Source organism: Aeromonas sp. ASNIH4, assembly GCF_002934425.1.
Classification (GTDB): Bacteria; Pseudomonadota; Gammaproteobacteria; order Enterobacterales; family Aeromonadaceae; genus Aeromonas; species Aeromonas hydrophila.
Map to the genome: position 1 here is coordinate 2,040,326 of NZ_CP026217.1, position 11,569 is coordinate 2,051,894.

Genomic DNA, 11,569 nt, shown 5'->3' on the forward strand with positions numbered 1-11,569 from the left:
CGACACCAAATTATTCCCAAAAATATTCAAGCCGGCCCGGCGCTACGGCTTCTTGCGCCTGCCGCCGGCGTTCTTGCCCGCAGAGCCTTCGATTTGCTTCCGTAGCTGGGCGTTTTCGTCTTCCAGCTCGGTGACACGCGTGTCGAGGCGCACGTTCTCGTGCTCGGCCTTGTCCAGCAGATCGACCCCCATCGCGGCGTCCATGTGCTCGCGGCTGGCCATCTCACGCGCGGCGCCCAGCTGCTCGCGCAAGGTGTAGACCTCGCCCAGGTGCTCCTTCGCCTCGCCATTGGTGCGCTCGACCTGAATCTGCAATCCCTGCTTCTCCGCGCGTAGGACGGCCACCGCCTGCTGGTGCTCCTGCAGGTAGGTGCGCAGCTGCTGGGCGTCATGCTCCAGCGTGCCGATGCGCGCTTCGAAGCCCTGCCGGTCACTCTGCCGCTGCGCGGCCGCCTTCTCCTGGAAGTGATCGAACTGGTGCCGGGCCTGCGCCAGCTGGTCGGTCAGCAGCCGGACCTCGGCCGCCCGGTCCGCCAGGCGCTGGGTGAGGCCGTCGTTCTCTGCCCGCAGGGCCGCGATCGCTACAGCGCCGTGCTGCCGCTCGTCGCGCTCGTGCGCGAGCGCCGCCTTCACCTCGGCCACTTCGGCAAGGAGCGTGTCCCGCTCGGCGCGCAGCTGGCGGCCGCCGGCGCGTTCCATCTCCAGCTGCTGACCGTCTTCTTGACGGGCCTTGTCGTGCGCGGCGCGCAACTGCTCAACCTGCGCCTGCGCGCCGGCCTCCAGACGCTGATACACACCCTTGACGGCTTCCAGCAGGTCGGCGGGCAGGCCGGCGCCGGCGGCGGCCGTCTCGCCTTGGTGCTGCGCTTTCCACTGCTTGAGCATGGGCGCGATGGTGCCCTTGCTGCCGGTGTCGCCAAGCGCGGCGCGGACGGTGTCCACGGTGGGGTTGGTGCCGGCGGCCGCCAGCTGGGTGGCGGCCTTGACCACCTGGGAGAAAAGAATGCCTGCGCGCGCCATGGTGGGCCTTTCGCGAAATTAAGTAACGTATTCCATAATACGTAATATCACGATATATTACGCTGTGTGTTTTTCGCCGTCACGCGCCAATTTACGCTTCGATAATGTTCGTTACAGCAGGCTATACCACCGGCGGCGTGCTATGCTGGCCGTAATCCCGTTATGAGCGCGCAATTGCGCGACGCCCGCCATGGCCACCACGCCCGCCGTCACCGATATGCCCGATACCGGGTCGGCACCGGCTATCCGTACCGCTGTTACGCCGCAGGACGACCACAACCACGCCGCGCGGCACCGCGTCTTTCTGGCTGCCGCCACGTCCGACAACACGCGCCAGGCGTACCGCTCCGCAGTTAAGCACTACCTGGACTGGGGCGGCGTGCTGCCGGCAAACGAGCCAGCCGTTATCCGCTATCTGGTGCGCTACGCCGACACGCTCAACCCACGCACCCTGGCGCTGCGCCTGACGGCGCTCTCGCAATGGCACGTCCACCAGGGCTTCGCCGATCCGGCCGCCACGCCGACTGTGCGCAAGACCTTGGCCGGGATCGCGCGCACCAATGGCCGCCCGAAGAAGAAGGCCAAGGCGCTGCCGATCGAAGATCTGGAGCTGATCGTGGCGAACCTGGCCAGCCTGGGCACGCTGAAGGCGGCGCGCGATAACGCGCTGCTGCAGGTGGGCTTCTTCGGGGGATTCCGGCGCAGCGAGCTGGTGGGCATCAAGGTCGACCACATCACCTGGGAAGCGCAGGGGATCACGCTCACGCTGCCACGCTCGAAGACGGATCAGACCGGCGAGGGCGTGGCCAAGGCGATCCCCTACAGCGCTGGGCCGTGCTGCCCAGCGACGGCGTTGCGGACATGGCTGGACGCTGCCGGCGTGGCCAGCGGCCCGGTCTTCCGGTCGATCAGCAAGTGGGGCGTGGTGGGCGCCGATCGCCTGAATCCGGCCAGCGTCAACACCATCTTGGCCGGCGCCGCCCAGCTGGCCAAGCTCGGCTACGTGCCGGAACTGTCCAGCCACAGCCTGCGGCGCGGCATGGCCACCAGCGCGCATCGCGCCGGCGCCGAGTTTCGCGACATAAAGAAGCAAGGTGGTTGGCGCCACGACGGCACGGTTCAGGGCTATATTGAAGAAGCGGGGTTGTTCGAGGAGAATGCGGCGGGTAGTTTGTTGCGTTCGCGCACCAGGACCAGCGGCTGAACTGGCTGCGCGCCGGCGGCTGATCTCCGCTGGGATGCGTAAACTTACTATACAGGTATCGTAACTTTACCCATGCCGGCCTCTGGCCACCGGCTGACAGCGTCACACCCCAAGGGGAATGGCCGCATTTGAAATCAACGGCTTACGCGGTTCGACGGTAGCCAGAAGGGCTTAGCGCCCGATTTTTTCCGTTTTCCCTATTCGCCCCTAAATGAGCTGGGCTTTAACAGCGACTGGATCGAAAAGTGCCTGGCGCACGAGGACGGGCGTTCGTCGCGCGGCGTCTATAACAAGGCCGAGTATGAGGTGCAGCGTCGGCATATGATGCAGCAGTGGGCGGATACCGTTGACGCCTGGATCGATGGCCGGAAGTATGCCCCCGCGCTTTTGCCGCAAGCTATGCCCTTGATGGAACTGGATCCCGCCCTTTGACCGGGCGGGATTTACGCTTGGAAACATCAGGATGTTGGGCACGCCGGATCGGCGCAGCCCGCCGTGCCGTGAGCCAAGCCTCGACCTCGGCCAGGTCCCATACGATACAACGTGGCGAGAGCGCGAACCGGCGGGGAAACTCGCCACGCTGCTCCATTTCATAAATTGTGCTGTCGGCCATCGGTACCATCTCTCGCAACTGTTGCCGCCGGATTGTTCTCCGAATTTGTGTAGTTTCGATCTTTGCCATTCTCAATCTCCTTCATTGCTGAGGCGATTGAGAATGATAGATGGTGATAGTGAAAGCCCCTTCGAAACGCATTGCGGTGTTTTCGGGCTATAGCGTACACATCGGCGGGTTCTTCCTGACTGCTAGGAGCAGCATAGGGGCGAACAGGCGCTGATGGACAAGCTCGAAACGTGTGGGGCCTGCAACAACGCCGACGCCTGCGGTAGACACGACTCCCTTCAAAAAGTGGTTTGTCTACCAATCCACAGAAAAACACGACGAGTTGAAAGCGGCGTGTTTTCAGGGGGTTGAGAAGGAAGGAAAAGAGGCTGGCGATATTCGGTTTTTCGCTCTAGGTGCAGTATAGGTGCAGAGAGCGTCGGCTAGAATCGGCGGCAAATGTGCGGGTGTGGTGGAACTGGTAGACGCGCCGGATTCAAAATCCGGTTCCGAGAGGAGTGTCGGTTCGATTCCGACCACCCGCACCACCTTTAATCTCAAGGTAAACCGACGGCCAAAAAGTTCGAATCTCACCCGGCTCGCCAGGCACTCCCTCGTGAACTCATCGATCACATTCAGCATGCGGAACCTCCGCCCGTTATGGGTGCGGTCCTCGACGAAGTCGTAGGACCAGACGTGGTTGGGATATTCCGGCCGCAGCCGAATGCAGGACCCATCGTTCAGCCACAAGCGGCCCTTCTTCGGCTGCCTGTACGGCACCTTGAGCCCCTCCCGCCGCCAGATCCGCTCGACGCGCTTCATATTCACCACCCAGCCCGCCCGGTGCAGCAAGGCCGTGATCCGACGATAACCATAGCGCCCATAGCGGGTGGCGAGTTCGACGATGTCGGCGGTCAGGGCCGCCTCCTCGGCTCGCGCCATCGGCATCTTGCGCTGTGTGGATCGATGTTGCCCCAGAACCCGGCACACCAGCCGCTCCGATACGCCGAGCTTGGCTCTGACGTGCTCGACACAGCGCCGGCGCCGGGCGGGGCTCAGAAGTTTCCCGACGCAGCTTCCTTCAGGATCAGCTTCTCCAGTGTCAGGTCAGACACCGCCTTGCGCAGCCGCTCGTTCTCCTTCTCGAGATCCTTCAGCCGCTTAACCTGGTCGCTCTTCAGGCCGCCAAATTCCTTGCGCCAGCGATAATAGGTGAATGCCGTCACCCCGATCGCCCGGATCGCCTCGGCTACCGGCCGTCCCTGCGACACCAAAACGTCGACCTGCCGAAGCTTCGAGACAATCTCTTCAGGCTTGTGCTTCTTCTGCGCCATCGCTCAATCCTCCAAAGGCTCGAAAGCCTAATTCAGGGAGGACCACTTTTCAGGGGGCAGACCAGTCGATGTCGCGCAGGTGAGCTTCATCGCGCCTATCATCGTGGATACGGCGCTCGGCGCGATCGACCGTCACATCGGCGAGTTCAAAGTGCTGGTTCACTGCAACCAGGGCCTCTCGCGGTCGCCCTCGATTGCGTTGCTTTATCTACTGAAACACACGGACGCGCTGGGGTCGCAAGATCCCGCTGCCGCACTGTTGGCGTTTCGGAGGCTCTACCCGCCGTACGCACCTGCTCAGGGCATGGCGGACTATGTGCGGCTGAATTGGGCGAAGTATTTGCAGGATGGCTAGCTCACTTTCGGAGCTGTTCCAAAGATGACCTTTCGGGAGCGGGAGCCGCGAGCCTACTTGTGACCGACTCGCGTGGAGTGTCCGCTTCCGGCACTGAACCCAAGTTCCGCTAGTGACTCGTTTCGGACCTTCAGCATGTCAGCTTCGCGTCCGCACGATAAGCTGACATGCCCGGGAGCTTCAGTCTTTTCTGGCGGAGTGCGCATTGCCCATCGGCCATATCCAGGTGTCCAACTCCGATGGCACGCAAACGCTGAAGCGGCAGCGCGACGCGGTGTTCGCGACCAACCTTTCCGGTCGATAACGTCCTGGTCATTTTGCCGAGCTTGCGGATTAGCCGCGAACCACCTGCTCAAGACCAGCCCCGGCGAGCCGGGCGGCGGCGAGCAGGCGATCGAGATCGTGCCCGTTGCGAGCGCTGGCGGACAGGCCGGCCATGACGGTGCTCATATAGTCGGTCACGCGCTCGGCCTGTTCGGGATGGCGCGCGGCGACGAAGCGATGGATCGCCTCCTCCGCCGCCGCAAGGAACGTTCCGGCCGCCTCGCGTGCCTCGCGGTCGGTGCAGCGCACACCCTCGATAACGAGGCACCCCGCCGCGTCCGGATCGGCGGCATAGCGCCGCGCCGCCGCTTCCAGCACCGCGACGAGGCATTCCGCGACCGGGCGATCGGCGTTCAGCAGATCGAACAGCGGGATCGCGCCGGTACCGGCATAGCGATCGAGAATGCGGCTGTAGAGCTCGGCCTTGCTGCCGAAGGCGGCATAGAAGCTGGGCGGGTTTATCCCGATCGCCTGAGTCAGGTGCGCGATGCTGACGGCATCATAGCCACGCGAATGGAACAGCCGCTGGGCGGTCGCGACCGCTTCGTCCGGGTCGAACAGGCGCGGTCTGCCGCGTGCGCGGGATAATTTTGTATGAACCACTACAAATACCTTGACGGGTGTTTCAAGTCGTTTATGTAGCGAGTCGTAAGTTATTGATCAAGGAAAGTCCGATGGGTGTGTTTGAGGCGAAATCCGTTCTCGTGCTGGGTGGCAGTCGGGGGATCGGCGCGGCGATCGTTCGGCGTTTTGTGGCAGATGGTGCGAAGGTGACCTTTACCTATTCCGGTTCGCCTGACGCGGCCCACGCGCTGGCGGCCGAAACGGGCAGCACCGCTGTCGAGACGGACAGCGCGGATCGCGACGCGGTGATCGCGCGCGTGAAGGACAGTGGCGCGCTCGACGTGCTGGTCGTCAATGCCGGAATCGGTGTTTTCGGCGATTCTCTGGAGCAGGATCCGGACGCAATCGACCGGCTGTTCCGGATCAATATCCACGCGCCCTATCATGCCTCGGTCGAGGCCGCGCGCCAGATGCCCCAGGGTGGCCGGATCATCGTCATCGGATCGGTGAACGGCGACCGGATGCCCGTTCCAGGCATGTCCTCCTACGCGCTCAGCAAGTCTGCGCTGCAAGGGATGGCGCGCGGGCTGGCACGCGACTTCGGGTCCCGCGGGATCACGATTAATGTGGTGCAGCCCGGCCCGATCGACACCGACGCCAATCCGGCGGACGGACCGATGAAGGAGCTGCTGCACAGCTTCATGGCGATCAAGCGCCACGGCCGGCCAGAGGAAGTCGCGGGCATGGTGGCGTACCTCGCCGGCCCGGAGGCGGGGTTCGTTACGGGCGCCATGCACACCATCGACGGCGCGTTCGGTGCCTGATCCGACCTCGCCCGCGCCGATGACCACCATCGGCATCATCGGCGCGGGCGAGGTCGGCAGCCAGATTGCCCGCGCCGCCATCGCCAACGGCTATCGGGTTGTCATCGCCAACTCGCGGGGGCCCGAAACCCTGGCCGGGCTGGTCGCGGAGCTCGGGCCGCCTGCCCGCGCCGCGACCGCTGCCGGTGCGGCGGAGGCGGGAGAATTCGTCGTGATCGCGGTCCCGCTCAAGCTGGTCAACGACATGCCCGTGGCGCAACTGGCGAACAAGATCGTGCTCGACACCAACAACTATATGCCGTGGCGCGACGGGCGCTATGCCCTCGTCGATACCGGCGCGAAGACCGAGCACGAACTGCGGCAGGACCAGCTGCCAACGTCCAAGGTCGCGAGGGCGTTCACGCATATCCAGGCACCGCGCCTGTTGCTGTCGGCGCGGCCCGCTGGCACGCCGGGGCGGCACGCGCTGTCGGTGTCGAGCGACTATCCCGAAGCGGTGGCGCTGGTCACGCGACTGTACGACCAGTTCGGCTTCGACACGGCGGACAACAGCCCGCTTAGCGAGTCCTGGCGGAGCGCTCCGGGTCAGCCCGCATGGCACGCGCACGACCATCAAACGCGTCCCGCGCTGATTGCGAACCTTGCCAAGGCGACACCGCTCCCACCGAGATAGGGCAGACTGCCTCTGCCCGACCACACCGCCCATGCCTACGAGGTCTTCGCCGTTCTCTCGCCCGCGCCGGCATCACGTTCATGTCGGCCTGCGCCTGCCGCGGTCGGTATCGCTGAGAGGGCAGCAGCGATCCGCGATCCCGCCGACAAGGCCTACGGTGTTCGACTGAAAGCGGGAGTCTGTGTGAAGAGCGGAATGTCGCCTTTCAGCCAAGTCGGTAATGACCGCTGCTGGCGCGAAGCCGAAATGCGCCGCCGATCGCCTGTCTTTCCACGCCATGGCCACCGATTATGCGACGGGCGCGCTGAAGGGGTGGGCGAGCTCGGTACGTAACGCTATTCTACGCCTGCCTTCGATCGCTCTTGCGGCCCTGCGCTGGCCAAGCCAACAGGATCGCACCGGATCGTAGCGTAGGGAAACATCGCACGCCAGCGCACAGTATCGCGCCATGGCGTAGGAAAAAGCGTGGCTCGCCGGAGTCGGTGAAAATGCGAACTTCGATCTGCCGATTCCCCTCAATCATATCCAAAGGCCCGCCGTCAAGATGCGCAAGCGTGATCGACTGAGAGCAGAAAGGATTGTCGCTGCCGGCGGGCCGATGCCGAATCTCCGAGAGCGCGCAGTGATGTTGGCGGAGAAGCTAGGCGAAGTCCGCACCCGTGATTTGACGGAGGTCGGCATTCCTCGGTGCTACTTAACAAGGATGTGCGAGGAAGGACTGTTGATCAAGGTTGGCTACGGGCGTTACCGCGCTGTTCCGCGGCGAGCCGCTTAACCGGAACGCTGCCGACCGTCAGTCCGAAGATGGGCCGAATAGGCGCACCGCGCTGTCGATGATCAGTTGGGGTCGCGGTTGGTGTAGTTGAGAGCAACCCAGGCGTATCCGACAGGGTTGCGGCGGACATGGCCGATTCCGGGGAACGCCGTATGGAGCATGGCAATCAAGGTCTCATTGCGCGCGAACTCGTCGAATGCTTCAGCGCGGAGCCGCATTAGAACTACGAACCATCACCGCTATCGATGACTTGCCGGACAGTCGGGTTCGCTTCAGGGAGCGCCAGTTCCGAAAAGTGCCGTCGGATATGATCCAGCTTGGGATCGATGTAGCGGCGGCAGAAGGGCCTGCTCGGGTCGGTTCGATAGTAGTTTTGGTAACGCTCGTCCGACGCTCTGAAACCTTTAAACGGGAGGACCAGGGTGTGCACCGCCTTGGCAGACGCGCCGGCGAAGCGGACGATCGCCTGTTCGGCCTCCGGCCGCTGGCTCTCTTCAAAGATGTAGATCGCGCTGCGGTACTTGCTGCGAGGCGAGCGGGCCCTGGCAGCGGAATGCGTTCTGAGATGCACCTCGGACAGCGTCGCCAACGGAATAACCGATGGATCGAAGGTGACGATCACCCCTTCTGACCAGGTATCTGCCGGCGCGTCCGACCGGACAAAGCCCTGGTCGACCTGGGCGACGCCGCGCAACGCCTGGAACACTCCCTCTGTGCACCAATGGCATCCCCCTCCAAAGCCGGCCTTCGCCATCATCACCTCCCACGCCGAGGCGTGAATCCTGACGTAGGTTTGCCCGGCAAAGCGCTAGCGGCTGATTTCGAAGAGGAACCACGCACGGCGCTCAGCCTCGTCCGTCCAGGCATCGATCAGGCCGGACGTCGCATTATCCTTCGCCTTGTCCGCGACGTCCTTTGCGCGGCGAAACGACTCGACCATGTGGAGATTGTCGGCGCGGAGCTCGCCCAGCATGTCCTGCGGTGTCACGAACTCAGCATCATTGTCCTTGATCGTCTGGTGGCGCGCGATATCGCCGATCGATCGAATGGTGGTGTTGCCCGTCTTTCGGGCGCGCTCGGCGATCGCATCGGTGACGGCGAGGATCTCTGCGGCCTGCTCATCAAGAAGCAGGTGATAGTCCCTGAAGTAGGGTCCGGAGACGTGCCAGTGGAAATTTTTTGTCTTCAGGTAAATCGCGTAGCTGTTCGCCAGAATGATCTTCAGAGCGTCGGCGACAGTCATCGCCGCGCATTCGTCAAGATCAGAAGGTGTCGGAAGGGCGGAGGCATTGTTGTTCGTCATCGCTTAGACTTTCTCAATCTGGCTACACGGGATCCAGCACCGATTCCCCCACGGATGGCGATGTATAGAAGATGAATTCATTGCCAGACGAAGTCCAATGGCCGGTGGCTATAGTTTCGATACCTTTGAGCGACATGCGCAGTCTTGGGGGGCCGGGCGTCGCAGGCGGACCGGTCGGCCGGGACCTCCACCTGCCCGTCAGGGGGCCGGTCGGAAATCCAGCACGAACGCGACGACCTTTTCGGCGGACATCTCGCACGGCTTCAGCAATGTTCTATCTGATGTAACGCGATAGAGGTTGAAGCTGACAATGTCGGTCCCGGCCAACTCCCTGGCGAACAGGCTGTTGCGACGTCCGTCACCGGATCGCCGGACAGTCACGCCGAAACGCCGGCCTTCGTAGGCGCCTTCGCTGTATCCCTCGGGAAGCTCCGCGAAGGCGGCATCGAACTCGGCATGCTCCATCTCAATCCAGTCGTCTTGATTCGACAGAAGCCCAAGGGTCCGAGGCCCTCGGCGCCAGTCCGCGGAGAAGGTCCGGGGCGGAGCCCTGTAGCCGACGCGGCCTGGGATGGGCGGAAAAGCCGTCCCGCGGGCGCTTGCACATGGCGCTGAGGCCGCCACCTGTCCGCCTGCTACGCAACCTCCACGCCTTTCCAGAAGGCGATATGATCCCGGATGCCCTCGGCGCCTGGCGTCGGATCTGGATAGGTCCAGGCTGCGTTCACGTTGAGCGCGTCTCCCACACGCACATGGAAGTAGCGCGCGGTGCCCTTGATCGGGCAGACGGACGTGTGCGGGCTCATCTCAAGCAGGCCAAAATCGACTGCCGACGGTGGGAAGTAGTGGTTTCCCTCGACGACGACCGTCTCGTTGCTTGTGGCGATGGTGGCGTCATTCCAGATAGCTGAGACCAACGGACTCTCCTTTCGTATTCATCAACCGGCACGGGGCTTGCGGGCTGTCTGCCCCAAGGCCGCACCCCCTCAGATGGCGGGCGGCGTGCGCCCCAGGAGTTTGTCGAGTTCGCCTCTGACATCGAGCTCGAAAAGCTCGTCGGAGCCACCGACATGCGTGCCGTTGATGAAGATCTGCGGCACGGTGTTTCGACCCGACGCTTCCGTCATGGCCTGCCGGTGAACCGGATCCGCCTCGATATCGAGTTCCTTCCATTGCACGCCCTTCTCCTCGAGGAGCATCTTCGCCCGGCGGCAGAACGGGCATCAGTTCGTGATGTACAGCAGCACATCAGTTGTCATATCGCGTCTCCGACAGTTGGAAGCGGATCGCTGTCATGGCGTTGATCTACCGTCAGCCGCGTTCGAGGAGGGCGACTGTGCCTTGACCGCCGTCGGCGCAGATGCTGACGATTGCGCGCGATCCGGGCGGCATGGCCCAAAGTTCCTTCACCGCCTGGCTGAGGTCGCGCGCGCCTGTAGCGCCGAACGGATGACCCAGGGCGACCGAGCCTCCATTGGGATTGACGCGGTCCCAGTCAAAATCGCCCATAGCCGCCTGGACACCGGCTGTCGCGCGCACCCACTCCCGATCGGTGATGGCCGCGACGTTCGCCAGGACCTGGGCTGCAAAGGCTTCGTGGATTTCCCAGAGTGCGATGTCGGAGAAGCTGAGTTGATGCCGCGCGAGCAGGCGCGGAATGCCATAGGAGGGCGCCATCAGCAGGCCCTCGGTGTGGAGATCGACGGCAGAGATCTCGTAGTCGACGAGCCGCGCGTAGGGGGTGCCCGCCGGGAGTCTCGCCACACCGGCTTCGGTAGCGACCCAACACCCGGCGGCTCCATCCGTAATCGGTGAGCTGTTGCCGGCGGTCAGGGTTCCCCTCCCGCTGTCGCGATCGAAGGCGGGCTTGAGTGCGGCCAGCCGTTCGGGCGACGTATCGGCGCGCGGGTTCGCATCGCGCGCCAGCTCAGGCAGCGAAATCACGAGATCGTCGAAGAAGCCACGTTCCCAACCAGCGACTGCCCGCTGGTGGCTCTTGAGCGCCCAATCATCCTGCGCGACGCGCGAGACCCGCCAAGCCTTGGCGGTCTCCTCCATATGATCACCCATCGTCCTTCCGGTGATCCGGTTTGCCCAGCCCTTTGTGGGGAGCACGTAGTCTCGTGGAGTCAGAGACTGGAGGGCGGCAAGCGCGGCGGTCGCATCCTGCGCAAAGAGGTCGGTGAGCCGCTTCGATGCATCGGCCGTCAGGGCGATTGACGGCCGGCTCATGACTTCGGACCCGCCGACCATGGTGAGGTCGGTTCCTCCGCCCAGCATCCCTGCCGCAGCGAAGGTCGCCGTCATGCTGGTCGAGCATGCCAGGACGACGGAGAACGCCGGAACAGTCGGATTGAGCTTGGCATCAAGCCAGGTTTCGCGAGCAATATTGCTCCAGCCCAAATTCGGGATCACGGTTCCCCAGACGAGGAGATCAGGCTCCGCCTGCGCCGCCATCGCCTGCACGACAGGCACGGACAGAGAGATGGCATCGTAGGCAGCCAACGCGCCTCCGCCGCGGCCGAAAGGCGTCCGAAGGCCAGCGGCAATGAAGACGGGTTCGGCAAAGCGGCTCATGATGATCTCCAAAAT

At 63.5% G+C, this 11,569-nt stretch carries 13 protein-coding genes, 1 tRNA gene and 1 pseudogene; 5 read left to right on the plus strand and 10 right to left on the minus strand.

Annotation, left to right across the window (positions count from 1 at the left end; all coding sequences use genetic code 11):
* Positions 1-42 precede the first annotated feature (42 nt).
* On the minus strand, positions 43-1,020 hold the full coding sequence (locus C2U40_RS09370; protein WP_103827479.1) for a DNA-binding protein: 978 nt from the start codon (positions 1,018-1,020) through the stop codon (positions 43-45).
* Positions 1,021-1,210: 190 nt separating this feature from the next.
* On the opposite strand from C2U40_RS09370, the gene C2U40_RS09375 reads away from it, so the two are divergent.
* Positions 1,211-2,224 (plus strand): tyrosine-type recombinase/integrase, encoded by a 1,014-nt coding sequence (locus tag C2U40_RS09375; protein WP_103243980.1) that lies wholly within the window; start codon positions 1,211-1,213, stop codon positions 2,222-2,224.
* Positions 2,225-2,621: 397 nt separating this feature from the next.
* Here the strand turns inward: C2U40_RS09375 and C2U40_RS09385 are convergent, their stop codons facing one another.
* A complete protein-coding gene (locus tag C2U40_RS09385; protein ID WP_103243979.1) occupies positions 2,622-2,906 on the minus strand; it encodes a helix-turn-helix transcriptional regulator in 285 nt (94 codons plus the stop codon).
* A 382-nt stretch (positions 2,907-3,288) separates the two neighbouring features.
* On the opposite strand from C2U40_RS09385, the gene C2U40_RS09390 reads away from it, so the two are divergent.
* Positions 3,289-3,373, plus strand: a tRNA-Leu gene (locus C2U40_RS09390).
* A 31-nt stretch (positions 3,374-3,404) separates the two neighbouring features.
* On the opposite strand, the pseudogene C2U40_RS09395 reads toward C2U40_RS09390, so the two are convergent.
* Positions 3,405-4,159, minus strand: a pseudogene (locus C2U40_RS09395) (IS3 family transposase); the annotation flags it as partial.
* 79 nt (positions 4,160-4,238) lie between these two features.
* Here C2U40_RS09395 and C2U40_RS09400 point away from each other — a divergent pair.
* Positions 4,239-4,514 carry a dual specificity protein phosphatase family protein gene (locus C2U40_RS09400; RefSeq protein ID WP_103243978.1) on the plus strand — a complete coding sequence of 92 codons (276 nt, stop codon included), beginning with the start codon at positions 4,239-4,241 and terminating at the stop codon, positions 4,512-4,514.
* Between the two features lie 333 nt (positions 4,515-4,847).
* Here the strand turns inward: C2U40_RS09400 and C2U40_RS09405 are convergent, their stop codons facing one another.
* On the minus strand, positions 4,848-5,441 hold the full coding sequence (locus C2U40_RS09405; RefSeq protein ID WP_018429645.1) for a TetR/AcrR family transcriptional regulator: 594 nt from the start codon (positions 5,439-5,441) through the stop codon (positions 4,848-4,850).
* Between the two features lie 71 nt (positions 5,442-5,512).
* Between C2U40_RS09405 and bdcA the strand changes: the two genes are divergently transcribed.
* Positions 5,513-6,226, plus strand: coding sequence for an SDR family oxidoreductase (gene bdcA / locus C2U40_RS09410; RefSeq protein ID WP_026227545.1), 714 nt, complete (start codon positions 5,513-5,515; stop codon positions 6,224-6,226).
* On the plus strand, positions 6,219-6,899 hold the full coding sequence (locus C2U40_RS09415) for an NADPH-dependent F420 reductase (protein WP_199416583.1): 681 nt from the start codon (positions 6,219-6,221) through the stop codon (positions 6,897-6,899). The genes bdcA and C2U40_RS09415 overlap by 8 nt, the downstream gene beginning before the upstream one ends.
* 998 nt (positions 6,900-7,897) lie before the next feature.
* On the opposite strand, the gene C2U40_RS09425 is transcribed toward C2U40_RS09415, so the two are convergent.
* From C2U40_RS09425 to C2U40_RS09450, 6 genes are all read right to left on the minus strand, one after another.
* Positions 7,898-8,431 carry a peptide-methionine (S)-S-oxide reductase gene (locus tag C2U40_RS09425; RefSeq protein WP_103243975.1) on the minus strand — a complete coding sequence of 178 codons (534 nt, stop codon included), beginning with the start codon at positions 8,429-8,431 and terminating at the stop codon, positions 7,898-7,900.
* A 51-nt stretch (positions 8,432-8,482) separates the two neighbouring features.
* Positions 8,483-8,977 carry a Dps family protein gene (locus C2U40_RS09430; protein ID WP_018429639.1) on the minus strand — a complete coding sequence of 165 codons (495 nt, stop codon included), beginning with the start codon at positions 8,975-8,977 and terminating at the stop codon, positions 8,483-8,485.
* A 198-nt stretch (positions 8,978-9,175) separates the two neighbouring features.
* Positions 9,176-9,442, minus strand: coding sequence for a hypothetical protein (locus tag C2U40_RS09435; protein ID WP_103243974.1), 267 nt, complete (start codon positions 9,440-9,442; stop codon positions 9,176-9,178).
* Between the two features lie 170 nt (positions 9,443-9,612).
* A complete protein-coding gene (locus C2U40_RS09440; RefSeq protein WP_046092728.1) occupies positions 9,613-9,894 on the minus strand; it encodes a DUF427 domain-containing protein in 282 nt (93 codons plus the stop codon).
* A 69-nt stretch (positions 9,895-9,963) separates the two neighbouring features.
* A complete protein-coding gene (locus C2U40_RS09445; protein WP_409050291.1) occupies positions 9,964-10,155 on the minus strand; it encodes a glutaredoxin domain-containing protein in 192 nt (63 codons plus the stop codon).
* Positions 10,156-10,288: 133 nt separating this feature from the next.
* A complete protein-coding gene (locus tag C2U40_RS09450) occupies positions 10,289-11,554 on the minus strand; it encodes a thiolase family protein (protein ID WP_033982398.1) in 1,266 nt (421 codons plus the stop codon).
* Between the last annotated feature and the right edge of the window lie 15 nt (positions 11,555-11,569).